At 71.5% G+C, this 25,994-nt stretch carries 28 protein-coding genes and 1 tRNA gene; 18 read left to right on the forward strand and 11 right to left on the reverse strand.

Going from position 1 to position 25,994, the window contains the following annotated elements; all coding sequences use genetic code 11:
- Positions 1-307 precede the first annotated feature (307 nt).
- The 5 genes from KR546_RS10195 (at position 308) to der (ending at position 5,449) form a co-directional block, all read left to right on the forward strand.
- Complete coding sequence (locus KR546_RS10195; protein WP_238444603.1) at positions 308-1,201, forward strand: segregation and condensation protein A; 894 nt, start codon at positions 308-310, stop codon at positions 1,199-1,201.
- Positions 1,198-2,169, forward strand: coding sequence for an SMC-Scp complex subunit ScpB (gene scpB, locus KR546_RS10200; RefSeq protein ID WP_238444604.1), 972 nt, complete (start codon positions 1,198-1,200; stop codon positions 2,167-2,169). The genes KR546_RS10195 and scpB overlap by 4 nt, the downstream gene beginning before the upstream one ends.
- Positions 2,159-2,974 (forward strand): pseudouridine synthase, encoded by an 816-nt coding sequence (locus tag KR546_RS10205; RefSeq protein WP_238444605.1) that lies wholly within the window; start codon positions 2,159-2,161, stop codon positions 2,972-2,974. Before scpB ends, KR546_RS10205 begins: the two co-directional genes overlap by 11 nt.
- Positions 2,975-3,098: 124 nt before the next feature.
- Complete coding sequence (aroH, locus tag KR546_RS10210; protein WP_238444606.1) at positions 3,099-3,476, forward strand: chorismate mutase; 378 nt, start codon at positions 3,099-3,101, stop codon at positions 3,474-3,476.
- Positions 3,473-5,449, forward strand: a complete 1,977-nt coding sequence (der, locus tag KR546_RS10215; RefSeq protein WP_238444607.1) for a ribosome biogenesis GTPase Der — start codon at positions 3,473-3,475, stop codon at positions 5,447-5,449. The genes aroH and der overlap by 4 nt, the downstream gene beginning before the upstream one ends.
- Before the next feature lie 107 nt (positions 5,450-5,556).
- Here the strand turns inward: der and KR546_RS10220 are convergent, their stop codons facing one another.
- Positions 5,557-5,931, reverse strand: coding sequence for a hypothetical protein (locus tag KR546_RS10220; RefSeq protein WP_238444608.1), 375 nt, complete (start codon positions 5,929-5,931; stop codon positions 5,557-5,559).
- A gap of 197 nt (positions 5,932-6,128) precedes the next feature.
- Between KR546_RS10220 and KR546_RS10225 the strand changes: the two genes are divergently transcribed.
- The 12 genes from KR546_RS10225 (at position 6,129) to KR546_RS10280 (ending at position 15,732) form a co-directional block, all read left to right on the forward strand.
- Positions 6,129-6,205, forward strand: a tRNA-Pro gene (locus KR546_RS10225).
- A 69-nt stretch (positions 6,206-6,274) separates the two neighbouring features.
- Positions 6,275-7,021: a CDP-alcohol phosphatidyltransferase family protein gene (locus KR546_RS10230; protein WP_238444609.1), complete on the forward strand. Its 747-nt coding sequence runs from the start codon at positions 6,275-6,277 to the stop codon at positions 7,019-7,021.
- Between the two features lie 379 nt (positions 7,022-7,400).
- A complete protein-coding gene (ectA, locus tag KR546_RS10235) occupies positions 7,401-7,958 on the forward strand; it encodes a diaminobutyrate acetyltransferase (protein WP_238444610.1) in 558 nt (185 codons plus the stop codon).
- Between the two features lie 127 nt (positions 7,959-8,085).
- On the forward strand, positions 8,086-9,396 hold the full coding sequence (gene ectB, locus KR546_RS10240; protein ID WP_274387927.1) for a diaminobutyrate--2-oxoglutarate transaminase: 1,311 nt from the start codon (positions 8,086-8,088) through the stop codon (positions 9,394-9,396).
- 15 nt (positions 9,397-9,411) lie between these two features.
- On the forward strand, positions 9,412-9,825 hold the full coding sequence (locus KR546_RS10245) for an ectoine synthase (RefSeq protein ID WP_238444611.1): 414 nt from the start codon (positions 9,412-9,414) through the stop codon (positions 9,823-9,825).
- A 135-nt stretch (positions 9,826-9,960) separates the two neighbouring features.
- Positions 9,961-10,869 (forward strand): ectoine hydroxylase, encoded by a 909-nt coding sequence (gene thpD, locus KR546_RS10250; protein ID WP_238444612.1) that lies wholly within the window; start codon positions 9,961-9,963, stop codon positions 10,867-10,869.
- A 141-nt stretch (positions 10,870-11,010) separates the two neighbouring features.
- Positions 11,011-11,400: a glycine cleavage system protein GcvH gene (gene gcvH, locus KR546_RS10255; protein ID WP_238444613.1), complete on the forward strand. Its 390-nt coding sequence runs from the start codon at positions 11,011-11,013 to the stop codon at positions 11,398-11,400.
- A 241-nt stretch (positions 11,401-11,641) separates the two neighbouring features.
- The gene (locus KR546_RS10260) at positions 11,642-12,115 is read left to right on the forward strand and encodes an FHA domain-containing protein (protein ID WP_238444614.1); all 474 of its coding nucleotides are present in this window, start codon (positions 11,642-11,644) and stop codon (positions 12,113-12,115) included.
- Entirely contained in the window at positions 12,112-12,828 is a 717-nt protein-coding gene (gene ftsR, locus KR546_RS10265) for a transcriptional regulator FtsR (RefSeq protein ID WP_238444615.1), read from the forward strand. The genes KR546_RS10260 and ftsR overlap by 4 nt, the downstream gene beginning before the upstream one ends.
- A 210-nt stretch (positions 12,829-13,038) precedes the next feature.
- On the forward strand, positions 13,039-14,331 hold the full coding sequence (locus tag KR546_RS10270; RefSeq protein ID WP_238444616.1) for a D-alanyl-D-alanine carboxypeptidase family protein: 1,293 nt from the start codon (positions 13,039-13,041) through the stop codon (positions 14,329-14,331).
- 100 nt (positions 14,332-14,431) lie between these two features.
- Entirely contained in the window at positions 14,432-14,938 is a 507-nt protein-coding gene (locus tag KR546_RS10275; protein WP_238444617.1) for a bifunctional nuclease family protein, read from the forward strand.
- A gap of 290 nt (positions 14,939-15,228) precedes the next feature.
- A complete protein-coding gene (locus KR546_RS10280; RefSeq protein WP_238444618.1) occupies positions 15,229-15,732 on the forward strand; it encodes a MerR family transcriptional regulator in 504 nt (167 codons plus the stop codon).
- 154 nt (positions 15,733-15,886) lie between these two features.
- On the opposite strand, the gene KR546_RS10285 is transcribed toward KR546_RS10280, so the two are convergent.
- On the reverse strand, positions 15,887-17,374 hold the full coding sequence (locus tag KR546_RS10285; RefSeq protein ID WP_238444619.1) for a DUF222 domain-containing protein: 1,488 nt from the start codon (positions 17,372-17,374) through the stop codon (positions 15,887-15,889).
- A 626-nt stretch (positions 17,375-18,000) separates the two neighbouring features.
- Between KR546_RS10285 and KR546_RS10290 the strand changes: the two genes are divergently transcribed.
- Positions 18,001-18,954, forward strand: coding sequence for a hypothetical protein (locus KR546_RS10290; protein WP_238444620.1), 954 nt, complete (start codon positions 18,001-18,003; stop codon positions 18,952-18,954).
- Positions 18,955-19,014: 60 nt separating this feature from the next.
- On the opposite strand, the gene KR546_RS10295 is transcribed toward KR546_RS10290, so the two are convergent.
- The 9 genes from KR546_RS10295 to KR546_RS10340 form a co-directional block, all read right to left on the reverse strand.
- The gene (locus KR546_RS10295; protein WP_238444621.1) at positions 19,015-19,404 is read right to left on the reverse strand and encodes a hypothetical protein; all 390 of its coding nucleotides are present in this window, start codon (positions 19,402-19,404) and stop codon (positions 19,015-19,017) included.
- Positions 19,405-19,573: 169 nt separating this feature from the next.
- Complete coding sequence (locus KR546_RS10300; protein WP_238444622.1) at positions 19,574-19,957, reverse strand: ankyrin repeat domain-containing protein; 384 nt, start codon at positions 19,955-19,957, stop codon at positions 19,574-19,576.
- Positions 19,958-19,973: 16 nt separating this feature from the next.
- The gene (locus KR546_RS10305; protein ID WP_238444623.1) at positions 19,974-20,678 is read right to left on the reverse strand and encodes a GAF and ANTAR domain-containing protein; all 705 of its coding nucleotides are present in this window, start codon (positions 20,676-20,678) and stop codon (positions 19,974-19,976) included.
- A 231-nt stretch (positions 20,679-20,909) separates the two neighbouring features.
- Complete coding sequence (locus tag KR546_RS10310) at positions 20,910-21,434, reverse strand: hypothetical protein (RefSeq protein WP_238444624.1); 525 nt, start codon at positions 21,432-21,434, stop codon at positions 20,910-20,912.
- Between the two features lie 145 nt (positions 21,435-21,579).
- Positions 21,580-22,554, reverse strand: a complete 975-nt coding sequence (locus KR546_RS19705; RefSeq protein ID WP_238444625.1) for a WD40 repeat domain-containing protein — start codon at positions 22,552-22,554, stop codon at positions 21,580-21,582.
- Between the two features lie 972 nt (positions 22,555-23,526).
- Positions 23,527-23,922, reverse strand: a complete 396-nt coding sequence (locus KR546_RS10325; RefSeq protein WP_238444626.1) for a hypothetical protein — start codon at positions 23,920-23,922, stop codon at positions 23,527-23,529.
- Between the two features lie 75 nt (positions 23,923-23,997).
- Positions 23,998-24,432, reverse strand: coding sequence for a hypothetical protein (locus KR546_RS10330; RefSeq protein WP_238444627.1), 435 nt, complete (start codon positions 24,430-24,432; stop codon positions 23,998-24,000).
- A gap of 361 nt (positions 24,433-24,793) precedes the next feature.
- Positions 24,794-25,054 carry a hypothetical protein gene (locus KR546_RS10335; RefSeq protein ID WP_238444628.1) on the reverse strand — a complete coding sequence of 87 codons (261 nt, stop codon included), beginning with the start codon at positions 25,052-25,054 and terminating at the stop codon, positions 24,794-24,796.
- A gap of 238 nt (positions 25,055-25,292) precedes the next feature.
- Complete coding sequence (locus KR546_RS10340; protein WP_238444629.1) at positions 25,293-25,904, reverse strand: hypothetical protein; 612 nt, start codon at positions 25,902-25,904, stop codon at positions 25,293-25,295.
- Positions 25,905-25,994 lie beyond the last annotated feature (90 nt).

Consider the following 25,994-nt stretch of genomic DNA (forward strand, 5'->3'; position numbering starts at 1 on the left):
ACCCCGACCCGTGGAGGCACCGACAGCCACCCGCCCGCCACCGCCGAACCCCGCACACCTCGCGATGTGACTTCGTGATCCCGATGTGAGTTCGACGCGCTGGTGCGTCCAACCCACATCGCTGCGGCGACGTCACATCGCGAGGTGTGCGGGGTTCGGCGGTGGCGGGCGGGTGGCTGTCGGTGCCTCCACGGGTCGGGGTGGGCGAAACGTTACGCTGCCGGGCGACCACGGGGCGCGTCGCACCTGTCTGCGTGCCCGCCCATCACCCGTCCTGCGCCAGCTCCCGAGCCCCGAGGGCCGCCCGATGACCCACCACGTGGACCTGGAGGTCTTCCAGGGACCGTTCGACCTGCTGCTGGAGCTGATCGCCCGACGCCGGCTGGACGTCACCGAGGTGGACCTGGCCGAGATCACCGGTGACTACCTGGCCTCGCTCGACGGCCTCGACCGGCTCGACCTCGAGACCGCGACCCGGTTCCTGGTCGTGGCGGCGACCCTGGTCGAGCTCAAGGCCGCTCGCCTGCTGCCCGTCGACGACGTCGAGGACGAGCACGACCTGCTGGCCCAGGCCCGCGACCTGCTCTACGCCCGCCTGCTGGAGTACCGGGCCTTCCGCGACGTCGCGACCGTGCTGGGGGAGCGCCACGTCACCGAGGCGGCCCACCACGCCCGCACCGTCGACCTCGAACCCCGGTTCCGCCGGCTGGTGCCCGACGCGCCGCTGGAGACCACCGCGGTGGACCTGGCCCGGCTCGCCGCCCGTGCGACCGCGCCACGCCCGGACCCGGCGGTCGAGCTGAGCCACATCCGGCGCACCTTCCTGTCGATCCGGGACGCGGCCGGACTGGTCCTGGACCGTCTCGAGCAGGTCGGCACCCGCGCGACCTTCGACGAGCTGGTCTCCGGCCGGACCCGCTCGGACGCCGTCGTGGTGTTCCTCGCCGCCCTCGAGCTGTACAAGCTCGGCCACGTCGAGCTGGACCAGGAGACGCACCGCGGCCCGCTGGCCGTGGCCCGTGCCGCTGCCGACGCCGACCTGCGGGTCCTGACCGCGACGGCGGCGGGGGAGGACGAGGACGACGATGTCGACCTCTCGGGCGACGAGCCGGTCGACGGCCCCGACACGACGGCCGCCACCACCACGCCCGACGGGGACCGCGTCCCGGTCGCGGCCATGCCAATCGAGGTGGCGTCGTGACGGTCGACCCCACGCACCTCGCCAGCCTCGAGGCCCTGCTCTTCCTCGCCGACGAGCCCGTCGCGCTGCCGGCACTCGCGGCCGCCCTCGAGGTGGACGACGACATCGTCCGGACACTCCTGGACGAGCTCGTCCAGCGGCTGCACGAGCGCCAGTCTGGCCTGGTGGTGCGCCACGTCGCCGGCGGCTACCGGCTCTACACCGACCCCGTGGCCGATCCCGCCATCGAGCGACACCTGCTGTCCGGGCGCAACGGGCGCCTGTCCAACGCCGCGCTCGAGACCCTCGCAGTCATCGCCTACAAGCAGCCCATCAGCCGCGGTGACATCTCCGACATCCGGGGTGTCAACGCCGACGGTGCCGTGCGCTCACTGCTGTCGCGGGGCCTGGTCGGGGAGGTCGGCCGCGAGGACGGGCCGGGCCAGGCGGTCCTGTTCGGCACGACCTCCAGTTTCCTGGAACAGCTCGGACTGGTCGACCTCGACGACCTGCCTCCCCTGACCGACTACCTCGACGAGGTCGCCCCCGACGAACCGGTGGGCGAGGGGATGCGACGCGCCCGCAAGGCCCTGGCGGCCGGCGGCCGACTGCCCGCGACCGGTCGTGGCACCTGGGACGGCGAGGTGCTCGACCCCGACGAGGACGCGACACCGCTCACGCCGGTCCGCTCGCGCAGTGACTTCCGGGACCTGACCGAGGACCTCGAGCGGGTCGCCCAGGCGGCCATGGACCGTCTCCGCGACGCCGTGGTCGCCTCCGAGGACCCCGACGCCGCGATGGCCGCCGCCGAGGACCAGTGGGACGACACAGCCGCGTCGACCGGCGCCCCCGGCGTGCACCTGGTCGGCGACGACGAGGCGGACCGCACCGACGCCGACGCGAGTGCATCCGACGACGACATCGACCGCGCCGACGACCACGCCCGGGACGGCTCCACCGACCAGGCTCGGGTGTCCCATGGCTCGTGACCGACTGCAGAAGGTCATGGCGCACGCGGGGATCGCCTCGCGCCGGGCCAGCGAGGAGCTGATCGCCGCCGGACGGGTGACCGTCAACGGCGAGGTCGCCACGCTCGGACGCAAGGTCGACGCCTCGGCCGACGACATCCGGCTGGACGGTGAGCGGGTCAACGTCGACCAGGACCTGGTCCACGTCATGCTCAACAAGCCCCAGGGCATCATCACCACCGTCGACGACCCGCGTGGTCGCCCGACCGTGGTCGACCTGGTGGCGATCCAGCAGCGGATCTATCCGGTCGGGCGGCTCGACGCCGACACCGAGGGCCTGCTCCTGCTGACCAACGACGGCGAACTGACCCACAAGCTGCTGCACCCGTCCCACGAGGTCGAGAAGATCTACGTCGCGCTGGTGCGTGGCACCGTCCGCGACCGCACCCTGGTGACCCTGCGCGACGGGGTCGAGCTCGAGGACGGCTTCGCGAAACCCCGGGCCGTGACCGTGCTGGAGTCCGAGCACGACCAGACCCTGGTGCAGCTGACCATGACCGAGGGTCGCAAGCGCGAGGTGCGGCGGCTGCTCGACGCGGTCGGCCACCCGGTGAAGCGACTCGCCCGGGTGTCGTTCGGCGGGGTCGAGCTGGGCGAGCTTCGCCAGGGCAAGTGGCGCTTCCTGACCCAGCAGGAGATCGCGCGGCTGCACGCCGCGGTCGAGGGACGCAGCGGGCCCGACCGGTCCCGGCGCACCGCGAAGCGCGAACGCCAGGACCGTGAACGGGCCGCGACGCGCGCCGAGCGCGCCGAGCGGGAACACTGACAGCGGCGCTCCGTCGGGACCGCACCCACCGACCCACCACGCCCCGGCGGCCGGTGGCCCTCGGCCGCCCCCCGACCCCGCCCTCCCGACCCGGGATCCGCAGCACCGAAGCGAGGCTGACCAGATGGACGACCGCACCACCCGTGTCCGTGCCCTCCGTGGCGCGACCACGCTCGACGTCGACGACCGGGACCACCTGCTGGACCGGACCGGCGAGCTGATCGACGAGCTGTTCGCGCGCAACGACCTGTCGGAGGACGACCTCGTGTCGCTGGTGTTCACCGCCACCGACGACATCTCCTCGGCGTTCCCGGCCGAGGCCGCGCGCCACGGCGGGATCACCCACGTGCCCCTGCTGTGTGCCCGCGAGCTCGACATCGACGGCGGGATCCCTCGCTGCATCCGGATCCTCGCCCACGTCTACACCGACCGGACCCCGACCGAGCTGCGCCACCCCTACCTGCACGACGCGCGCCAGCTGCGAACGGACCTCCCCGAATGACACCTTGGCGGATCGCGATCGACGGGCCCTCCGGCTCCGGCAAGTCCACCCTCGCGGCGGCACTGGCCCACCGGCTGGGCGTGCGCCACCTCGACACCGGGGCGATGTACCGGGCCGTCGCGCTGGCCTGCCTCGACGCCGGCGTGGACCCGGCCGACGAGGAGGCGTGCACGGACGTCGCCCAGGACGTCGAGCTGCGCTTCGACGGGTCGCGCCTGTTGCTGGACGGCACCGACGTGACGGAACGCCTCCGCACGCCCGAGGTCAACGAGGCGGTGTCTCCCGTGTCGGCCCACCGCGGGGTGCGCGAGGCCCTGGTGCCCCAGCAGCGGGCCGCCCTCGAGCACGGCGGGGTCGCCGAGGGCCGCGACATCGGCTCGGTGGTCATCCCCGACGCCGACCTGAAGGTGTGGCTGACCGCCGACGAGGACGAGCGCGTGAAGCGCCGGGCCGAGCAGCTCGGGCTGGATCCCGACGATCCGGTGGTGGAGTCCGACGTCCGCCGACGCGACCAGAAGGATGCCGCGCGGACGGTCACCCCGATGGCCCCGGTGGAGGACGCCTGGGAGCTGGACACGACCGGGATGGACGCCGAGGAGGTCGTCGACGAGATCGTCGACCGACTGGGCGGACGTGACGTCGTGGCGGTGCGGGGCTGGCGCCAGCTGCCGCGGGTCGCCATCGTCGGCCGCCCCAACGTGGGCAAGTCGACCCTGGTCAACCGGATCCTCGGCCGCCGGGTCGCCATCGTCGAGGAGCAGCCCGGGGTCACCCGCGACCGAACCGAGCACCGGGCCGAGTGGCTCGGGCGCGAGTTCGTCCTGATCGACACGGGTGGGTGGGAGCACGCCGCCGAGGGGATGGACGCCGCGATCGTGGCGTCCGCCGAGGCCGCCATCGCCGACGCCGACCTGGTCATCTTCGTCACCGACATCACCGTCGGGGTCCTGGAGGACGACGAGCGCTACGCCAAGCTGCTGCGACGGGCCGGCGTGGACGTGGTGCTGGTCGGCAACAAGGCCGACGCCGAGCGCCACGAGCTGGGCGCCGCCGAGCTGTGGCGGCTGGGACTGGGCGAGCCGTACCCGATCTCGGCCCGCCACGGACGCGGGGTCGGCGACCTCCTCGACGTGGTGTTCGAGGGGCTGGGCGACTGGGAGGTGGCCGCGGCCCCGGCCCGCGTGCCACGGGTGGCGCTGGTCGGCAAGCCCAACGTCGGCAAGTCGTCGTTGTTCAACCGGCTGCTGGGGGAGGACCGCTCGATCGTCGACGCGGTGCCCCACACCACCCGGGACGCGGTCGACACGCTGGTCGAGATCGACGGCCGGGCGTGGGAGTTCGTCGACACGGCCGGGATGCGACGCAAGTACCGCACCGGCGAGGACGTCGAGCTGTACTCGGTCGACCGGACCCGCCTCGCGATCGAGTCCGCCGACCTCGTCCTGTTCCTGATCGACGGGGGCGACGAGGTGTCGGAGCAGGACCAGCGGCTGGCCGCACTCCTGCGTGACGCCGGCCGCGGACTGGTGCTGGTGATCAACAAGTGGGACACGGTCGACACCGAGCGTCGCTTCGACCTCGAGCGCGAGCTGGACCGGCTGCTGGGGTTTGCGGCGTGGGCGCCACGGATCAACATCTCGGCCCTGACCGGCCGGGGGACCCGGCGGGTGCTGCCGACCCTGGTGCGGGTCTGGGAGGAGTACCTCCGCCGCATCCCGACCAGCGACCTCAACCGGTTCCTGCGCGAGGCCATCGACCACAACCCGCCGCCCCTGCAGGGCGGCCGCACGGTCCGGGTCCGCTACCTCACCCAGGCCGAGACCGCCCCGCCGAAGTTCATCGCGTTCGCCAACCGCGAGATCCCGGCGGCGTGGCGACGCTGGCTGGAACGACGCATCCGCGAGACGTGGGGGTTCGAGGGTGTCCCGATCGCCGTCGAGCAGCGCCGGGGCGGCCGCCGCAGCGACGACTGACCCGCGACGCCCGTCCGCACGTCAGCCCGTGCGCGCCTGGACGTCGAGTGTGCTCTTCGCGGCTGGATGCGGCCCCGAGCCGCACACTCGACGTGGTGGCTGGGGCGTCAGGTGGTCGAGGGGATCCCGTCGGCGTCGTCGGGGAGGTCCTCGACGGCCTCCTCCTCGGCGTGCTCGTCCTCCATGCCGTCACTGGGCGCGGTCCTGACCCCGGTGTCGTCCCAGGCGGACTCGACCACGCTGGACGAGTCGTCCAGCGCCTGCGGGGTCGCGTCGTCGTCCAGCGCGGTGACGTCGGCCGACAGCTCCTCGGTCCGGTCGTCGGTGCGGGGATCGGACAGCGGGTCGGCGGCCGGGTCGTCGTTGGTCCGGGGGTCCTGCGGGTCGGTCGGGACGTCGTCGACGCGCGGGTCGGTGTCCGGGGCGGGCTCGTCGTCGTCGTGCTCGGGGACCATCGGCTCGGGGCTCTGGGCGGCACTCATGCGGGGACCTTCCGGGTCGGCGGGTGGACGTGGTCCACACTACGTCGACAGGCAGGTGCAGCCGACGGCCACCCGGACGGGGCCGCACCACCGAGCCCGGTCCGGCTCGCCGACGACGGGGGCGTCCGTGCGGCATGGGCGGGCGCGCGTGGTTGGAGGGGGTGTGTGGGGTCGGGTAGTGTCGAGGGTCGCAACAGCGGGCTGTGGCGCAGTCAGGTAGCGCACTCGTCTGGGGGACGAGGGGTCGCCGGTTCAAGTCCGGCCAGCCCGACCATCGACACGCCGGCCCGGTCTCCACGACCGGGCCGGTGGGTCGCGGTCCCCCGACGAGCGAGCCGGATGCGTGGTTGAGGTCTTCGATCGCGGCAGCCGCGAGACGCCGAACGTCGTCACCAATCGCATCCTGACCGTCCCGAACCTCCTGTCGCTGATCCGCCTGCTGGTCCTCCCGTGGCTGTACTGGCTGGTCGTCGACGAGCAGTACCTGTTCGGCCTCCTGGTCGGGTTCGTGTTCGCGTCGACCGACTGGTTCGACGGCTACGTGGCACGTCGCTTCGACCAAGTGACCAAGCTCGGCCAACTGCTCGACCCGATCTCGGACCGGCTGTTCATCGTCACGGTGATGGTGTCCCTGGTCGTGTCCGGGGTCGTCCCGTGGCCCCTCGCGCTGGCCATCGTGTTGCGTGACCTCCTGCTGCTGGTCGGGGGCGCGATCATGCTCGGCTCCGGGGGATCGTGGCCGGGGGTGACGCGGCTCGGCAAGTTCGCCACCTTCGGGCTGATGATGAGCTTCCCGCTCCTGCTGGTCGGTGCGTCGCTCACCAAGGACAACGCGACGACTGCCCTGGTGGGCGAGCCGTGGGGCTGGGTCACCATCATCGGCCTGATCTGGGCCTGGGTCTTCACCGTCCTGTACTGGGTGGTCGGCGTGGGCTACGCCAGGGTCGTGCTGGCACGGCGCCGGGCCGGTCCGGGTGGCGCCGCGCACGAGCGTGCCCGCCAGGCCGACGACGAGTCGACCGAGTCGACCGGGTCCACGGGGCCCGGCGAGGACGCCGGGCACGCCCGGCAGCCACGCGACGACGCCTGAGCGAACCTCGCTCCGCCGAGCATCCGGCATCTACGCGGGCGGGTCGGAGGAGTCAAGGAGGGGCACCCGGACGGTCGTGTGGGTCTCTGGGTCGAGGACCACGTCCCCTCTCCGTACGGTGCAGTGGTGCACGGGGCGAGCACGACCTGCGCCCCAGGCATCGCCGCCTCCCGCCGTCCGATGACTCGCCGCGTCGACCACGTGCCCGTGTGGCACCGTCCGCGACGACCTCCTCCGCGACATCCTGCCGCAGCCCCCCGGCTCCGCCTCGGGCAGGCCTGTGCCGCGGGACGCCGACGACGCACGTGGCGGCGCGCCCCGCAGTCCGACCGACCGCTCGAGCCAGGCTCGACTCCGTCCCGACCGAGGACATCCCTCCATGACGATCCAGCTGCGTGCACCGCTGCCCGACGAGGGCGCCGAGATGTGGGAGCTCGTTCGCGACAGCGGTGCGCTCGACCTCAACTCGTCCTACGCCTACCTGATGCTGGCACGCAACTTCGCCGACACCTCGGTCGTGGCGGTCGACGACGACGAGGTGGTGGGTTTCGTCGCCGGCTACCGCGTCCCCGACGACCCCTCGGCGTTGTTCGTGTGGCAGGTCGGCGTCGCCGAGGAGGCCCGCGGACGTGGCGTCGCGACCCGGATGCTGGACTGGCTGGTCGAGACGGGCGACGGCCTGACCCACATCGAGGCCACGGTCGGTCCCGACAACACCGCGTCGCAGAACCTGTTCACGTCGGTCGCCCGGTCCCACGACGCCGAGGTCGAGGTGACCGAGTGGCTCGACCGGGACGACTTCCCCGAGGACGGCCACGACCCGGAGCACCTGTTCCGGATCGGTCCGCTGGAGGACGACCCCGCGGCCGACGTCGCCGACCTCGACCGGGCCCGCGACGACGCGCCCGGCGACCGTCCGCTGGCCACCCCGGCCTGACCCCGACGCGCGCCACCACGCACCACACGAACATCGACATCCACCACGCCACCCTGCTGCCGCGAAAGGCACGCACGTGACCCCGACGACCGCCACCACCGCCCCGCCCGATGCCGCGACCCGCGACCTGGCCGTGCCGGCCGAGGGCGCGTCCGCTCCGGACGACTCGACCTTCCGCGCGCTGGAGTCGGAGGTGCGTTCCTACTGCCGCACCTGGCCCACCGTGTTCGACACGGCCCGTGGCAGCCACCTGACCGACGAGGCCGGGCGTGACTACCTCGACTTCTTCTCCGGGGCCGGGGCGCTCAACTACGGCCACAGCAACCCGACGATCAAGCGGGCGCTGCTGGACTACTGGAGCGTGACGGCATTCACCCATGCGCTGGACAAGTCGACCACCGCCAAGCGCGACTTCCTCGAGACGTTCGACGAGGTCATCCTGCAGCCACGCGGGATGGACTACCGGGTGATGTTTCCCGGTCCGACCGGCACCAATGCAGTCGAGTCGGCCCTCAAGCTCGCCCGCAAGGTCACCGGGCGGACCAACATCGTCAGCTTCACCAACGCCTTCCACGGCATGACGCTGGGCTCGCTGGCGGTCACCGGCAACGCCATGAAGCGCGGTGGGGCGCAGGTCCCGCTGGACCACACCAACCGGATCCCCTACGACGGCTGGTTCGGTGACGGCACCTCCACCATCGAGCTGTTCGCGGCCTACCTCGACGACTCCGGCAGCGGCATGGGCAAGCCCGCGGCCGCGATCGTCGAGACCGTCCAGGGCGAGGGCGGACTGGCCCATGCCAGCGACGAGTGGCTGCGCGAGCTCGCCGACCTGTGCGACGCCCACGACATCCTGCTGATCGTCGACGACATCCAGGCCGGCTGTGGCCGGACCGGCACGTTCTTCAGCTTCGAGCCCTCGGGGATCCAGCCCGACATGGTCACGCTGTCGAAGTCGCTGTCGGGCTACGGGCTGCCGTTCGCGGTGACCCTGCTCAAGCCCGAGCTGGACGTGTGGGAGCCCGGTGAGCACAACGGCACGTTCCGTGGCTTCAACCCGGCGTTCGTGACCGCGACCGCGGCGCTGGACTTCTGGACCGACGACACGCTGGAGCACGCGGTCGCCCGCAAGGCCGCACGCGTGACGCAGCGATTGTCGGCGATGGCCGCCGACCACCCCGAGGCCCAGGCCCGCGTGGTGGGTCGTGGCCTGATGCAGGGGCTGTCGTCGGACGTCCCGGGGCTGGCCGAGGCGATCTCGTCCGAGGCCTTCGAGCGTGGCCTGCTGCTGGAGACCTCCGGCGCCAACAGCCAGGTCGCCAAGCTGTTCCCGGCGCTGACGATCGACGACGCCGACCTCGAGGCGGGCCTCGACATCGTCGCCGCGTCGTTGGCGGCCGCCCTGGTCGACCACGACCTGGTCGTCACCGCGTCCTGACCCGAGGAGATTCCCATGATCGTCCGCACCCTCGCCGACACCACCGGCACCGACCGCGAGACCGTCGCCGACACGTGGACCAGCCGCCGCCTGCTGCTGGCCGACGACCGGATGGGCTTCTCGCTCCACGACACGGTGCTGCACGCCGGCACGTCGACCGCGATGTGGTACCGCAACCACGTGGAGGCGGTGTACTGCATCGCCGGTGCAGGCCGCCTGGAGGACCACGAGACCGGCGAGGTGCACCGCATCGAGGCCGGCACGGTCTACGCGCTGGACCAGCACGACCGCCACACCCTCCACGCCGACACCGACCTGCGGATGGTGTGCGTGTTCAACCCGCCGGTCACCGGGGACGAGACCCACGACGACGACGGCGCCTACCCGGCGCCGAGCCGCCCGGCGCCCGCGCCGGTCCCGGCGGTCTGAAACGACCCCTCCGTTCGTCGCCCTGCGTGGTTGCGCGCGGCGGATCGGTCCGCCACGTTGGCGGGTCCCCGTCGCACGCCGGGAGGTGTCCGGCGGGTCCGAAACCGCCCAGCGACACGGAGTGAACCCACGACGATGACCACGACCGCACCACGCATCCGCGACCGTTATCCGTCCCGCCTGACCGACGCCGAGCCCCGCCTGGTCGACCGCGACGTCCCGACCGTGGCCGACACGGCCGCGCAGGCCGACGGTCCGCTGACGGCCGCGCAGGTGGAGGCGTTCGCCCGCGACGGCTTCCTGTTCCTCACCGACGTGTTCGGCCCGGCCGAGGTCGCCGCGCACCACGACGAGCTCGACCGGCTGCGCGAGGACCCCGCCGTGCGGGAACGGCCCGAGACGGTCGCCGAGCCCGACACCGACGCGGTCCGCTCGATCTTCGCCGTCCACCGGCTCAGTGGACCGTTCGACGCGATGTCGCGGGACGACCGGCTGATCGGCGTGGTCCGCCAGCTGCACGGCAGCGAGGTGACCCTGCACCAGACCCGGGTCAACGCCAAGCCAGGGTTCGGCAGTGACGGGTTCTACTGGCACTCCGACTTCGAGACGTGGCACGCCGAGGACGGCATGCCGACGCCGCGCTGCATCTCGGCCTCGGTCGCGTTGACCGACAACCTGGCCCACAACGGGCCGCTGATGGTCATGCCCGGGTCGCACGAGACCTTCGTCCAGTGTGCGGGGGCAACCCCCGAGGACAACCACCTCGAGTCCCTGCAGCGCCAGGAGGCGGGGACGCCGTCGCCGGACCAGCTCGCCACGCTGGCCGACGAGCACGGCATCGTGGCGCCGACCGGCCCGGCCGGCTCGGTGCTGTTCTTCGACTCCAACCTGATGCATGGCTCCAACGGCAACATCACGCCGTACGCCCGCAGCAACGCCTTCTTCGTCTACAACCGCGTCGACAACGCGTTGGTCGAGCCGTTCGCGACCGATGCGCGACGACCCGACCACGTCGCCCACCGCGAGGTCGTGCCGGTCGGTTGACGCAGCGGCGGTCGCGGCGGGGGCCGCCGGCGTCCACGTGGCGAGGTTTCCCCGGTGGCGGTGGCGGCTAGGGTGCGGTGCAGTGCTCCGCGCGACCCCGCGCGACCCGGATGCCACCCACCTCCCGAAGGAACCCGCACCATGGCCGACGCCTCGGTCCCCGACGACCGCCACTACACCAACGACCACGAGTGGGTCCGCCTGGACGGCTCCACGGCCGTCATCGGCATCACCGACTTCGCCCAGGACCAGCTGGGCGACGTCGTCTACGTGGACCTGCCCGCCGTGGGCTCCAGCATCGAGGCCGGCGAGGTGTTCGGCGAGGTCGAGTCGACCAAGTCGGTGTCGGACCTGTTCGCACCCGTCACCGGCACCGTGACCGCCCGCAACGAGGCGCTGGACACCTCGCCCGAGCTGGTCAACGCCGACTGCTGGGGTGACGGCTGGCTGGTTGAAGTCTCGGTCGAGGGTGAGGTCGACCCGGACGACCTGTTGGACGCCGCCGCGTATCAAGCGCTCGTCGACGGTTGAGCCACCGCCGACCCAGGTGCCGTCGGCACACCCCGCTCCGACCCCGTGCACCTGTCGTCACCGCCCCGCCGACGCGACCTCGTGACGATCGTCACGAGCGCCCTCGAGCGGTCGCATCACCAGCAACAGTGGTGCGCTCGGAGCGACATCGGTCCACACCCGGAACGGATCTCCCCCGAACCCTGAAGTTCTCGTCTACCCTTGGGGCGAGCCGGCTCGACGTGCCGGTCGAGGAGTGACGATGTACTGCAGCCACTGCGGCGAAGCGATCGCCGACGACGCCAACTTCTGTGCGGCGTGCGGCACCCCGGTGCGACGTGAGGCCGACACCAACGCCACGATGTCGATCGACCTCCACGGGGAGACCGACGGCGAGGACGTCCTGGAGGACCTGCCCACGATGGAGCAGGGGACCGGCCTGTTCGTGGTGATGCGGGGGCCGTTGTCGGGCTCGCGGTTCATGCTCGAGAAGGACGTCACGACGATCGGCCGCCACCCCGACGCCGACCTGCTGCTGGACGACGTGACCGTGTCACGGCACCACGCCGAGGTGCGTCGTGGCGACAACGGCCTGGTCCTGGCGGACCTCGGCTCGCTGAACGGCACCTACGTCGGTGACCACCGGGTCGAGGAGCACCCGCTGGTGATGGGCGACCAGGTCCAAGTGGGACGCTTCAAGCTGTTGTTCGTGTCCGCGGACGAGGCCTCTTCATGAGCGGCACCCTGACCATCGGCGAGGTCCTCAAGACGCTGCAGGAGGACTTCGACGACATCACGATCTCCAAGATCCGGTTCCTGGAGGCCGAGGGGCTGATCTCGCCGGACCGCACCGACTCGGGCTACCGCAAGTTCGACGACGACGACATCGAGCGTCTGCGCTACGTCCTGCGGGCCCAGCGCGACCGCTACCTCCCGCTGAAGGTCATCCGCGAGGAGCTGGACCGGATCGACGCGGGGCTGGCGGTGGACTCGCCCGCCGGGCCCGATCCCGACGAGGTCGCCCATCTGCGTGGCGACGGCGAGCCGATGGCCCAGGACCAGTCCCTGCTCCCGCCGATCGGCACCGAGACCTGGAACGCCGAGGAGCTCGCGGAAGCCGCCGGGCTGAGCATCGAGCAGGTCGAGGCGCTGGTCGGCCACGGCCTGCTGCCGCGGACTCCCACCTTCGACGCCGCCGCGCTGCGGGTGGCCCGTCTGGCCGGTGACCTGCTCGACGCGGGCCTGGAGGCCCGTCACCTGCGGATGTACCCGCAGTTCGCCGAGCGCCAGTTCGCCCTGATCGAGCAGCTCGTCGCCCCCGTGATGCGCCAGCGCAACCCCGAGGCCCGCTCGGCCGCGACCGCCCGGGGCGAGAAGGTCGCCGAGCGTGGCGCCGCGCTCAACCGCGCCCTGCTGGGCAACCGTCTCCGCGACACCCTCCACTCCTGAGTCGAGCGGTCCCTCGGTCCACCGGCCTTCGCCGCATCGTGCCCCTCCACCTCCCTGCAGGACGCCGGCCGGCAGCCCGTCTCGCACGGGCCAGGGCACCCCGGTGTCCCCGGCCGTTCGCCCCGAGACCGGTGTCGTGGATCCGGATGGTGGCGCAATATCCTGCCGTGGTCCCGTGCCCGCTCGTCGTCGACCCTGCGTGAGGCCATCGTGACCTGGTCGCGTCCGACCCGTCGCGCCACCACTTCGGTGGCGGTGGTCGGCCTGGCCGTGGCCGCGTTGGTGGCGCCGATGACCCGCTCCGGTCCCTGGGCCGGGGCGGCGCTGGCCCAGGACGCGTCGGAGGCGCCGGCCGAGTCGACCTCGCCAGCTCCGTCCAGCAGCCCCACACCGTCGCCCGCCCCGCAGCCCTCGGCATCGCCCGGCGACGCCGCGCCGCTCGGCGTGGTCGAGGGGTTGTCGCTGGTGGAGCAACCACCGGCGGGCTGGCCGGAGCCGCCGATGGAGACCGCCCGCGAACTGATGGCGCTGGACGCGACGACCGGGCAGGTCCTGGCGGTCGTCAACGCCCAGGAGCGGGTCCAGGTCGCCTCGGTCATCAAGCTGCTCACGGTCCTGACCGCGCTCGACGTGCTGGACCCCGACCAGATGGTCACGGTCGGCGACGAGGTGAACATCGACGGGTCGACCGCGGCGCTGGAACCCGGCGACACCTGGTCGGTCCGCGACCTGGTCGCCGGTGCCCTGATCCGCTCGGGCAACGACGCCGCGGAGGCGCTCGCCGTCGCGGGCGGTGGTGGTGACCGGGCGGCGTTCATCCAGATGATGAACGACAAGGCCGAGTCGCTGGGCATCGTCGGTGCCACGATCGCGGACCCGTCGGGCCTCGAGGACGTCAACCTGCTGTCGGCCCGCGACCTCGCCATCCTGGGCGACGCCGCGCTGGCCCAGCCGCTGGTGGCCGAGATCGCCAACAGCCGGTCGTGGGACCTGCCGTCGACCGGCCCGGTGCCCAACCGCAACCTGTTGCTGGAGATGCGCGAGGACGCCACGGGCCTCAAGACGGGGACCACCGACCTGGCCGGGGCGTCGTTGGTGGGCTCGGTCCGCGCCGACGACCACGACCTGGTGTCGGTCATCGTCGGCGCTCGCAACGACAACCAGCGCTACGCCGAGTCCGTGGCCGTGTTCGACTGGATCGAGTCCGCCCTGGACCGCCACCCGGTCGACGTCGGCGCGGCGATCCGGCTGCCGGGGGAGTGGGTCGGCGAGGCCACGACGCTCGACCTGTGGGCGCCCGAGCCCCCGCAGGTCGACACCCAACTGGCGGTGGACGGGTCGTCCGTCGTCAGCGAGGTCTCCCTGGGCGTGGGTGGCCGGCTGGCGGAGTACGTCGCGACGGCCGAGGTCGCACCGCCCGACACGATCGGCGAGTCGCTGGCCGGCAAGGTCTACGAGGCCATGCGCCAGGCCCACGAGCTCAACACCTGGCCGTCCTCCTGACCCCGCGGTGCGTCCGACGGCGGGTGGTCCGGGGTCCTCGCCGGACGGGGCACGTGCAGTACCTTGCACGGATGACGTCGAGACGAGGGAGCAGGCCACGGTGAAGCCGCTCGAATTGGTCGGAGTCCGGGTCGAGTTGCCCGCGAACCAGCCGATCGTCCTCCTCAAGGAGACCGACGGACCGCGCTACCTCCCCATCTGGATCGGCGCGGTCGAGGCCACCGCCATCGCCTTCGCGCTCCAGGGGGTCGAGACCGCGCGGCCACTGACCCACGACCTGATCGTGGACATGCTCGAGTCACTGGGACAGCGACTCGACAGCGTGCGGATCACCGACCTCCAGGACGGCACCTTCTACGCCGAGCTCGTGCTGGTCGGCGACGACGGCATCGAGGTTGGCGTCTCGTCGCGACCGTCCGACGCCCTCGCCATCGCGGCGCGCCTGCCCGGCACCCGGGTCTACGGTGCGCCGGCAGTGCTCGACGAGGCCGGGGTCGAGCTCGACGAGGACGAAGAGGTCGAGGACGCACAGCAGGCCGAGGCCGAGGTGCGCCAGTTCCGCGAGTTCCTCGAGTCGGTGACCCCGGAGGACTTCAAGGAGCAGTGAGGTCCGCCGGCGAGCGGTCGTGCTGCCCGCCCGGTCCTCATCCGTCCTCGTCATCCCGGGTCGCACCGTGGCGGCCACCCGAGCGGCTCGACCTCCACGTGGACACCGTGCCACCAACGGGGAAACACACCTGAGAAGTTTCACTCTTGTGTCTCGTGTTGCTAGAGTGGTATGCGGTCCGGCACGTCGAGGTCGCGCGGAGCGCACGAACGGCGGCCGGCCATGGACGCGGCCGACCATGGACGACCATGCTGGATCGATTGGCTGCATGACCTGGTGGAGGAGTGCACATGGCGGGCAACCAGTTGCAACTGGACGTCGGTGACGACGTCGCGGTGGGCTATCGCGGCCCGACCGCGTGCAACATCGTCGGCATCACCTACCGCCAACTGGACTACTGGGCCCGCACCGACCTGGTGTCGCCGTCGGTCCAGCGCGCCGAGGGCTCGGGCAGCCAGCGGCTGTACTCGTTCAACGACATCGTGGCGCTGCGCGTCGTCAAGCGGCTGCTCGACGCCGGGGTGTCGCTCCAGCGCGTGCGGCTCGCGATCGAGACGCTCGCAGCGCAGGGACATTCGCCCGCGGACGTGACGGTCGTGTCGGACGGCACCAATGTGTTCATGGTCGACGACGACCAGGAGGTCGTCGAACTGGTGATGGGTGGCCAGGGTGTGTTCGCCATCGCGCTCGGCCCGGTCATCGAGGAGCTCGAGGGCGAGGTCACCGCGTTCCCGACCGAGCGCGCCCAGCCGATCAACCCGCCCACCGGGCTCGACGACTCCGCCGAGGCCTGAGACGACCGGCCGCGCCGCCGCGCGCCGCCCGCCGCGCGCCGCGAGTGTTCGATCTCTCTGGAGTTGTCAAGGAGCGAAACGGCGACGCCACGCCCCGATCGGTCGATCTGGGCATGACGGGCCACCCCACCGCCGTCGATGGGGGAGCGGGGCGTCACGAACTGGCCGGGTTGCCGCCGGCCGATGCACCGACCGAGCGGTTCGTCGAGGAGTCGGACCAGCCGGGAAGCTCGAGCCGCGGGGTCCGGATCTCGTCGGGGCAGCCGGCGGCGGCGGGAGTGTCGAGGGACGACGGGGTGTCGGGCGAAACGGGGCCATCGGGAGCCACGACGCCGCGTGACCCGATCGGGTCCGCAACCGCCGGTGCCCGACCCGGAACCGTGACGATTCGCCGGCCGGCGGGTGACGTCCAGGTGGCCGCTGCCGTGGAGGTGTCGAGCTCGACGGTCCACCCCTTGTCGTGGACGAGGTGGTGGCAGTGGTGGCACAGCGCCAATCCGTTGTCGACCGAGGTCACGCCGTCGTTGCGCCACCAGACGAGGTGGTGGATCGCGGTCCACGCAATGGGACCGTCACAGTTGGGGCCTCGACAGCCTCGATCGCGGGCGTTCACGGCCCGTCGCTGGGGCCCGGACCACTCCCGCGTGGCGCGACCGACGTCGAGGACCTGGGACGCACCGTCCATCACGATGCGCGACACCGCCGCGTCGCAACAGATCCGGCGCACGGCCTGTGGGGACAGGTGCCCGCCCCATGGCAGGTCCCCCGGAGGCAGGCTCGCCCAGCGCGGGTCGTCGGGCGCGGGGGCGGCGTCGGGGCGGTCGGGGTCGTCGACGCCGTCGCGCGCCAGGTCGGCGGACACGGTGGCGGCATCGACGATGACCGACAGGTGGGGACGCGTGATGCCACCGGTGCCCGGCGACAGCCCGTGGCCGAGCGCAACCTCCACGAGGTCGCCCAGTGCATCGGCCAGCCGGACGTCGGGTCGACGACGCTGGTCGCGTGGTGTCTCGGCGGGATCGGGGCGATCGAAGGCGTCGAGCAGGGTCCGGAAGCGTTGGCCGAGTTCGTCGGGCAGCTCGCCGGACGGGCGCCAGGTGCCGAGGTCGGTCCGGGTCAGGCGGAAACTGCGGCGGGCGTGCTGGCGGTTCTCGTCGCGCAGCATGGCAGCGCCGTCGACGGCCTGCTGGCGCGAGCGGATCCGGGCTCGCAGCCCCTCGGGAGAGGTCGCGCGGGCCACGTCGACCAGGGCCGCGTCGACCTCACCGGGGCTCCCCAGGCGGCCATCGCGGGCGGCCTGCACCATCGCATCGACGGACTCCGCGGTCAGGTCACCGTCGGCCAGTGCCTGTCGGGTGGCCGGGAGGTCGTCGAGGTCGGTGGCCAGGCGCGACATCCGCGCGGCATCGCGACCGGAACGATTCGTGTTGGCGGTCAGCCACGCCGTGGTCGACGACGCACCGTCGGCCTCGACGGCGCCGCTGTTGCGCAACTGGGCCAGGGTCCGGGCCAGCCCGGCGGTGCTCAGACCTCCCAGCCGTTCCAGGAGCCGCACCCGCTCACGCAGTTCCTCGTGGTCGAGCGACGGGCCGTCGAGGGACGGCCGGTCACCCTCCGAGGCCTCGTCGAGCACCGCGGCCACGTCCGCCACGGCTCGGCGGAGCGCACGGTTTCCGGGGAAGGGGTCCGACGGATCCGACTGGTAGTTCGCGTGCACGTCGGCGGCGACGCTGGGTCGTCGCGACGCCCGCGACGCGCCCACCTGCCGGTGCCGCGCGGCACCCGATCGCCCACGACGCCCGGCCCGGTACGACGCAGGTCGGTCCCGCTCCATTGCGGACGACCCGACCTCCGCGCGTCCCCGGGATCGGCCGGCACCCCAGGCCTCCCGGGGCTGGTGAGGTGGCATCTCAATCCTCCGAAGCCCGTGGGTGGCGGTCAGGTGGCAGAACGTGCGTTCGAGTATACAGATGCATGTCGCACGATGTCAATCATCGCGGTCGCGAGGGTGTGGACAGTCGCCCGGGTGCGCCTCCTGCCGGCCCGCCGGGAAGCTTCGTGGAGTCCGCGGGGTGGGTGTACGGGGTGGCACGAACGTCCCCCCGGACCTCCGTCCCCATGTCCTGTGACCGGGGGCCCGAGCACCCCGGGAGGTGGGGGAGGCATGTCGCACCGCCTCCCTAGCGTGCAGCCACGACCTCGGGGGCAGCACCGCGATCCGGACCGACCGGCCCGCACCACCCCCACCTCCCCCACCTGGAGACCACGATGCACCGTGCAGCACCCCCCGTCCCGACCGATGCCGACGACCGGACCGACCACCGCAGCGCTTCGACCCCGGGGGTGGGCCGCACCCTGCTGGGGGCGGCGGCGCTCCTCGTCGGTTCGCTCGCGTTCGCTGCGACCGGCGCGGCGGCCGACACCCACGACACCGCCACCTTCACGGGCACGGTCAGCGAGATCGTCGACCCCGATGCCGAGACCGGCATCCCGCGGCGCTGGATGCGCCACGTGGGCGACCCGGCCCCGGAGGGCTACAGCCACGGCTACCAGTGGGGGATGCCGATCATCACGACCCCAGCCGACGTCGACGTGGTCACCTTCACGGGCAGCATCGACGTGCTGGATGCCGGCGGTGGCGACTTCGGGCTGATCGGCCTGCTCGACACGGCCACCCTGGCCGCGGATGAGCGGGGCCTCAACGAGGGGGTGTACATCTACGCGTCCATGAACGACGACGACACGCTGCGGATCGGCCTGAGCGACGGTCGGGCCGACGGCGGGGAGTACGTGCAGACGTTCCACGACGTCGACCTCGCGGGGACCGACCGGGTCCTCGACGTCGCCTTCACGATCGACGCGGCGGCCGACCCGGTGACCTGTGCGACGGACGCGGCCGACGTGCCGACGGCCGAGGGCTGCATGACCCTGGCCGTCGACGAGTTGCCGGTGCTGACCGACAGCTGGGGCACGATCACCCACGTCGACGCCAACGGCGGCGTCGAGCTGGTCGACGGGGGCACCGCAGGCTGGGACGGGCTCGCGTCCGCCACCGAGGCGACCGGGATCGACTACGACTTCACGATCGAGCCGGCAGTGCCGGTGGCGCCGACCTCGCCCGACGACTGTCGCGACGGCGGGTTCGCCAACTACGACTTCGCCAACCAGGGCCAGTGCATCGCCAGCATCCGGGCCAACGAGGACGCCGGCCTGGGCAGCTGAGCATGGACGGCGTCGGCCCGGGTCCCCCGATCCGGGCCGACGCCCGACGTCCAGCGCCGGTCAGTCGAGGCAGTCCATGTAGTCCTCGACGTTGACGATGCCCTTGCACGCCGCGCCGGCCAGTTGCGCCTGGAGCGGGATCGCGCCATCCGGGCCGACGTTGGTCCACGTGGCAAAGTCGACGATGCCGTCGCCCTCGAAGTCGACCCCGATGATGCCGTGGAAGCCCTCACCGGTCTCCTGGTCGATGACGCCGCTCGCCAACCTCCGCTGGACGCCCTCCGTGGCCCAGATGACGTTCTCGAACGTCCCGTCGAAGATGATCTGGGCGCCCGATGCGGCGTCCTTCTTGCTGGCGTTGACGCACTCGTGCGCCAGCACCGGCGTCGCCGCCAGCAGCAGCACCGCGGTGCCGGCGATCGTCGTCGTGATCCTGTGTCCGAGCCTCATGTGCCACCCTCGAGTCCCCGGCGCGCGCTCCGGTCCCCGTCGAACCGGATGTCCCCAACGCCGGACTCGACCGTAGGCACCGCCTCGTGATGCGCCCATCCGGGTGCCCGCCGTCTCGCTTCCGGCTTTCCCCACTGGCACCGAGACGGCAGCGGCAGGCGCGCACGGGTCAGGAAAAGAACTGTCCGAGGTCGTGGTTCGCGACGGTCTGGGCGATGCCACGAGGGCTGATGCCCGTGAGGTTCTCACGGTCCGGGTCGGCACCACGCTCGATCAGCAGCGTGATCGTGTCGCCACGCCCGTAGGAGTGCATCGTGGCGACCCACAGCGGTGTGTTGCCGAACCGGTTGACCGGGTCGATGGACGCGCCCTCGTCCAGGAGCAGCGCGGCCACCTCGGCGTGGCCGCCCTGGGCAGCGAAGTGCAACGGGGTGAAGCCCTGGTGGTCTGCGGCGTCCGGGCCTGCCCCTCGGTCGAGGTGACCCCGGACGTCGCCCACGTCCCCCGCGAGCGCGGCGTCGTGGAGGGCAGTCCGTCCTGCGCGATCAGTCACGTCGTCTGTCCCCTGGTCAGTCGAGGTCGAGGGTGCCGTTCGTCACGCCCGTCGCGACGTCGCGCAACCGCTGGTTCTCGGACCGGGCGTACGCGCGCATGCGCTCGAACGCGTCCGTGAGGTCGACGTCGTGGCGCTCGGCCAGCATCCCCTTGGCCTGTTCGATCACCACCCGGCTGTCCAGCGCGTGTTGGAGCTGGACTGCCAACGCGTCCGCTTCCTCATGGGCGCGGATGCTCAGCAGGTAGGAGGTGGCGACCTCCGTGAGCATGAGCGCGGTGGCCAGTTCGTCGGGCGTCAGCTCGCGCGCCTCGGTCATCACGACGTCGACGGCGCCGACCAGGTCGGACCTCGCACTGACCGGGATCGCGTGAATTCCGCGGATCCCTGCCTCCAATGCGGGTGGGGCGAAGTTCGGCCAGCGTGACTGTTCCGCCTCGAGGTCGGGCACCGAGAGGTGCTGGCCGGTCCGGACGCAGTCCGTGCAGGGCCCCTCGGCGAGTGACGCCTCGAGCCGTTCGGCCACGCGCCCGCGGGGACTGTTGGTCGTCGCCACGGTCAGGTCGCCGTCGTCGAGCAGCAGCACCCCGATGCCGTCGACGTCGAGCAGCCGCTTGCAGTAGTCCCCGAGCGCGCCGAACACGCCCTCGACGGACTGGTGGTCTGCCAATGTCTTGGTGAACTCCACCAACGTCCAGGCGGTGCTGTCATCACCGGGCATCAGGCCTCCACGCATCATCGTTCGCGACACGGTAGGGCGGAGCCGGCCCTCGGGCGCCCCCGGCGTCGCCCGTCACGACCCTCGACCCCTGCGAGGGGCGTCCCATGGTCGTTCGCCCGTGGCGATGGGACGTCGGTCCTTGCTGGCGCCAGTCCGACGGTTTCCCCAGCGGCCCGTCCATCGTGGGACTCCACGGCTGGCGTGCGAAGCTCGTTGGGGCTGCACTGGCATTCAGGACGGCCCGATCCCGGCGGCCAGGTTGTGGAGGTGCTGGTCGCTCCCGAAGCCAGGAGCTCGGTTGCCGTCGCTGGCCATGTTGTGGAGGTGCTGGTCGCTCCCCGAGGCAGGAACCCTGCCGTCGGCGATGTCGGTGGCGAGGTTGTCCAGGTGCACGTCGCTGCCGGCGACGGCTGCCCGGGCGGCGGCGATGGCCGCGAGGTTGTCCAGGTGCACGTCGCTGCCGGCGACGGCTGTCCGGGCGGCGGCGATGGCCGCGAGGTTGTCGAGGTGCACGTCGCTGCCGGGTGAGTCGGGGGTCGCCGATCCGTCCGGCCCGCGGCCGTCCGTACCGGCGAGGACCAGGACGATGGCCGCTGCCAGCGCGACGGCGATGCCGGCCCAGACGGCCCAACCGGATGCCCGCTTGCCTGGAGGCTCGAGGCCCCGAATCCCCGACGTGGCCGGCTGGTCGCTGGAAGTCGTGTGGGGCGTCGGATCGCTGGTCGTTGCCCTGGTCGATGTGGTGGTCGATGCCATGATGCATGCCTTGTCTGTCGCTGTTGCGGTGCTGATGACAGGGCAAGCGTGGTTCGCTCCAGTGGCAACCTGGTCGGCACACCGTCACAGTCGTGTGACATGGTTCGAGTCCGACCGGAACGGCGAAATTCCGGGCGCCTCGTGCCTACGAAGGGCAGGCCTCGACGTGGAGGTACTGCCGGCACTCGTCGTCGGTCAGCGACCGCGTCAGCCGCGACTGGGCGATGCCGACAAGGTCGTCGAGGTCCAGCGCCCACACGCGGGTCATGCCGTCGCCTCCCGACACAAGGCGGTCACCCTCGTCGTCGAAGTCCAGCGACCAGATCGGACCGTCGTCGCCGCGGAGGACGAGTCGCTCGGTGCCGGACTCGGCCACCCAGAGCCGCACGGTGCCGTCCGTTCCGGAGGTGGCGATGGTGTTGCCGTCCGGCGAGAAGGCCACGTCGGTGATGTCGCCGTTGTGGCCCGTGAGCGTCGCAAGCTGTTCTCCCGTCGCGACGTCCCAGATCGACCCGCCCAACCCAACCTCACCGGTGACGATCCGCCTGCCGGTCGGGTCGACTGCCACCTGGTGGGCGTACGCGGGGAGGTCCATCAGCACCTCGCCCGACCCCCAGTCCCACAGGCGGACGCCGTCGACGATCTGGAACTCCCGGTTGAGCTGGGCAAGTCCCGTCACCAGCCACTGCCCGTCCGGGCTGAACTCCACCTCCACCGGATGGAAGTCGTCGTCCTCCACGACCTCGGCGACCGGTCGTCCTGAGCGATCGACGACCAAGGTGCGCCCGGACGCCCCCTCGGCGGGGTTGCCGGCGACGGCGAGCAGGCTTCCATCCGGACTCCATGCCAGGGCCTCGGGTCGGAAGTTGTCCTGCTCCACCGTGAAGACCTCATAGCCCGAGTGTCGATCCCAGACGCGAGCCCGCGCCGTGTCCTCGAAGCCGATCGTCGCGACGAGGTCGCCGTCGGGGCTCACGTCGATCTCCCAGGCAGGGCCCTCGTCGATGCCGAAGCGCTGGCGAGATGCCCGCTCGTCCACGTCCCACGCGACGGCGGGCACTCCGTCGCCGGTCGCCACGACGCTGTCCCCGTCCGGGGTGAATGCCACGGCCGTCTGCACCAGCTCCGGCGTGGGGAGGTTGGCCCACTCGGCCCCCCCGGTGGGCTCAGGTTGGTCGGCGGTCGGATTTGCCGGCTCAGCCACATCTACGGGCAACTCCGCTGGTGGTCCAAGTACACGCCGTCCGGTGTCGAAGGCCGCGACGCCTCCGCGAGCCAGCAAGTCCGCCAGGGCCTGGAAGGCGATCCCGAGACCTTCCGCGCAATCGGTGATGAGTGCACACGCGGCACCGGCAGCGGCAGCGCCCAGCACGAGGGTCGTTCGGTACTCAACCGCTGTGGTCATGCCGGTGGGGTCGGTGAGGGTCGTTGGGTTGTTGGTGACTTAGGTGTAGGGGTTGTGGCCGGCGACGCCGGGGCCGCCGGGGCGGACGGGGTAGACGGCGGTGAAGCGGCCGAGGTCGGGCAGGTAGGTGCGGGCGTGCAGCCAGACCTGCCCGGCTGGGTCTTGCTATCCGCCGGCGAACCCGAGCGGGCCAACGTTGCCCGGTCTGGGCTCCGACCGGCCAGGTGGTGGCATGGGTCACGGGCCCGTCGGGGGTGGTCATGGAGGTGCGGCGGCCGGCGTCGTCGTAGCCGTACCCGACCGTCCCAGCCGGGGAGGTGACGGTCGTGAGCCGTCCGGTGTGGGGTTGGTAGTCCCAGGTGGTCTGGCCGGTCTCGTCGACCATGCCGTCGCGGCGGCCCGTCACGTCGTGGCCGAACGTGACCTGCCCGTCGGGGTGGTCGATGGCGGTGCGTTGCCCGGCGAAGTCCAGCGCGTAGCCCTGACGGACTCCGCGGCCGTCGACGTAGGCGTCGAGAGGGCCCTCGTCGCCGAACTCCCACCGCTGGGCGTTGCCAAGCGGGTCGACTTCGAGTTCGAGCCCCGCTCTTGCAAAGGCGCCTGCCTCCGGAGTGCTGGCTCGACTGTGCGACCGGGGCACGGCCGCTTCCGGCTCGATCATCGTGCCACGTGCAGTGTCACGCAGGGTCAGCCGAACAGTTCCTGGGCACGCTGGCGCTTGGCCGCACGGAGTTCCGCGGCGGTGCCGGCGACGTTCTCCGGCACGAACAGCGCGTGGATTGTGGCGAGGTTGACCCTGACCCAGTGCCCGTGCTCGGGCGTCAACTCCGACGAGGCCTGTGCCGGCTCGCCCAGGACGCGCATGAGCAGGTCGATGTCGAACCACTCGTCCACACCCATGGGGCGTGCCTCCAGGAACAGTTGCGAGCGATCGCGGACCAGACGCCAGTCCAGGGACCCGTTGGACCACACCACGAAGGCGTCCCCGAAGGACTGTCCGACCTCGGAGTCGACGAGTCGATACTCCGCGTCCTGGAAGAAGAAGGCCAGCCAGTCGGCGAGTGCCCGAAGCAGTTCCCTCACGACGAACCTCCGCGTGCGCAGGGGCCCACTGGTTGCCCCACCTGCAGGCTCGCAGCCCGAGGGGCGTGGGTCGGATCAGGTGGCGGCTGCCAGCGCATCACGCAGGGCCTTCCCCAAGACGGTTGGATCCTCGACCACCGTGGATCGATCGACGAGGTGATCGAAGCCGGATCCAGGACTGCGATTGTGCATCGGCGTCAGCGTGATCGTGTCGCCGACGGCATGGATGCTCACACCGCGGGTCCCGCCCTTGCTGAACTCGCCACGGCTGCGCACGCCTGCCGCCCGCAGGAGTGCTTCGCCGCGCGGGGCGTCGCGCGGAGGTGTTGTGACCTCGGACCCAGACCGAGCCAATGAGTCACGCACCCGGTCGGCAAGCTGCTCGTCACTCGCTGGATCGGCGATCAGGCACTCGTCGTTTGCGATCCAAAAGCCGTCGACCGTTCGCGACATGGGAACGACGAACGCGTGACCAGACCGTACGTAGAGGTTGCACAACCGGGGGGTCATCGGATCGGAACCACCTTCACGAGTACGACCCTTCTGATCGAGCCAGTTCCGCCGGACGGTCGTGCCGGTACCGGAGCGCCACCACGGTCGTCGACATCCCGCGTGGAGGAGACGCGCATCTATTCGCCGTTCTCGTACAGCAAGTGGCCCTGCTCCTGCCGGTCGTCGAGGTAGGTCACAAGTCCTCGGGCAGCGCGATGCCGATCACGAAGTCGGACCGACCCCGCCAGGCTGGCTCCTGGTGAGTCACTTCGCGAGTTCGGTTCATTCGAGGGGATCCGGGGATGGACGCCCGGTCATGGTAGAGATCGCTCATCGACACTGATCAGGTCACCGGACGAGCACGGTGCTGGCGCGGACGTCACCTCTCGCACGCCTCGCTGACCCGCGCGAACAGGCCGGCGAAGGGGGCCTCGGGTGCAACGACCCGCCACGTCTCCCCGCCGGTGGTGCGGTACCAGGTCTCGACGAACATCGATGACCCTGCGTACGGGGCCGTGACCACCACCCGGTGCACGACACCGCGTTGTTCGAGCCCGGCGAGCCACGCCTCGAACTTCCGATACTCGCCGGGTGACCTGAACCCATGGATCTCCGACCAGCTCTCGGGGTCTTCATCCATCACAAGCCTCCGCTCCCGATGATCCAGGTCGGATCCACCGACGGGATGAACACCTGGTTGCCTCCCCCGACGAGTCCGCCTTGCGGCGCTGCAGGGCCAATGGCCAGGAACTCCCTGTCGGCCACGGTCGTGCACTCGTCATCCGGAGGGCGCTGGACCGCACCCCGAGGGGTCAGGCAAGGAAACATCACGCCGCGTGGCGGTGCCGACTGTCCGGCAGCAGTCCCCGTACTGCTCGTCACTGGCCGTCTTCGAGTTCACGCAGGAACCGCTCGGCGAAGGCGCGGTGCTGCTGGGCCTTGAGGTGGGTGGCGTCGGCCAACCGGATGAGTTGGGCCTCCACGTGAGTGCGCGCCTCGTCGGTGCGTCCGAGCAGGTCGAGCACGACCGGCAACTTGTACTCCACGTGGTGGCTGGCGCCGTCATCCAGCTCGAGGCGCATCGCATCGAGGTCGGCCATCCGGCCCATCCACGGCACCCCGTAGCTCTCGACGGCCTCGGTGAGCGACCGGGCCTGTCCCGCGAGGTTTCCGTCGTTGAACTTCCATCGGGCGAATGGTTCTTCCGGCATGACGGAGCCGATCGGGAGGCTGACGACCACCCCGGTCTTCCACCCACGAACTCCGGTCAGCTCGGCGAGGCGTTCCAGGGTTGGTCGATGGGCAACACCCAGGATCGGCAGGATCGCGCAGACCGCATCCTCGGACTCAATGGCGCTGTTCATTCCCACGGACGGCGTGAAGTCACCGTGTTGCCCGCCTACGAAGACACCGTCGTGAATGACCTTGGCGAAGCCGATGGCCTCCATGGGGGGCTGCAGCGCAGCGACGGCCTGCTCGAACACGGTCATGTCAGAGGGGCCAAGTCTGATAGATCACCCAGACTGGCAGGGGCTCGAGTGCGACTCCGGGCTGCAGCCCGGCCCTGGAGGCGTGGTTGC

It is taken from the genome of Salsipaludibacter albus, from assembly GCF_019798055.1.
GTDB lineage: Bacteria > Actinomycetota > Nitriliruptoria > Nitriliruptorales > Nitriliruptoraceae > Salsipaludibacter > Salsipaludibacter albus.

Bases quoted from the DNA above. Each gene is read 5' to 3' on its own strand.
- KR546_RS10195 (WP_238444603.1), top strand. From the start codon at position 308: ATGACCCACCACGTGGACCTGGAGGTCTTCCAGGGACCGTTCGACCTG.
- KR546_RS10205 (WP_238444605.1), top strand. From the start codon at position 2,159: ATGGCTCGTGACCGACTGCAGAAGGTCATGGCGCACGCGGGGATCGCC.
- aroH (WP_238444606.1), top strand. From the start codon at position 3,099: ATGGACGACCGCACCACCCGTGTCCGTGCCCTCCGTGGCGCGACCACG.
- der (WP_238444607.1), top strand. From the start codon at position 3,473: ATGACACCTTGGCGGATCGCGATCGACGGGCCCTCCGGCTCCGGCAAG.
- KR546_RS10220 (WP_238444608.1), bottom strand. From the start codon at position 5,931: ATGAGTGCCGCCCAGAGCCCCGAGCCGATGGTCCCCGAGCACGACGAC.
- ectA (WP_238444610.1), top strand. From the start codon at position 7,401: ATGACGATCCAGCTGCGTGCACCGCTGCCCGACGAGGGCGCCGAGATG.
- KR546_RS10245 (WP_238444611.1), top strand. From the start codon at position 9,412: ATGATCGTCCGCACCCTCGCCGACACCACCGGCACCGACCGCGAGACC.
- thpD (WP_238444612.1), top strand. From the start codon at position 9,961: ATGACCACGACCGCACCACGCATCCGCGACCGTTATCCGTCCCGCCTG.
- gcvH (WP_238444613.1), top strand. From the start codon at position 11,011: ATGGCCGACGCCTCGGTCCCCGACGACCGCCACTACACCAACGACCAC.
- KR546_RS10260 (WP_238444614.1), top strand. From the start codon at position 11,642: ATGTACTGCAGCCACTGCGGCGAAGCGATCGCCGACGACGCCAACTTC.
- ftsR (WP_238444615.1), top strand. From the start codon at position 12,112: ATGAGCGGCACCCTGACCATCGGCGAGGTCCTCAAGACGCTGCAGGAG.
- KR546_RS10280 (WP_238444618.1), top strand. From the start codon at position 15,229: ATGGCGGGCAACCAGTTGCAACTGGACGTCGGTGACGACGTCGCGGTG.
- KR546_RS10290 (WP_238444620.1), top strand. From the start codon at position 18,001: ATGCACCGTGCAGCACCCCCCGTCCCGACCGATGCCGACGACCGGACC.
- KR546_RS10295 (WP_238444621.1), bottom strand. From the start codon at position 19,404: ATGAGGCTCGGACACAGGATCACGACGACGATCGCCGGCACCGCGGTG.
- KR546_RS10305 (WP_238444623.1), bottom strand. From the start codon at position 20,678: ATGCCCGGTGATGACAGCACCGCCTGGACGTTGGTGGAGTTCACCAAG.
- KR546_RS10310 (WP_238444624.1), bottom strand. From the start codon at position 21,434: ATGGCATCGACCACCACATCGACCAGGGCAACGACCAGCGATCCGACG.
- KR546_RS10330 (WP_238444627.1), bottom strand. From the start codon at position 24,432: ATGACCCCCCGGTTGTGCAACCTCTACGTACGGTCTGGTCACGCGTTC.
- KR546_RS10335 (WP_238444628.1), bottom strand. From the start codon at position 25,054: ATGGATGAAGACCCCGAGAGCTGGTCGGAGATCCATGGGTTCAGGTCA.
- KR546_RS10340 (WP_238444629.1), bottom strand. From the start codon at position 25,904: ATGACCGTGTTCGAGCAGGCCGTCGCTGCGCTGCAGCCCCCCATGGAG.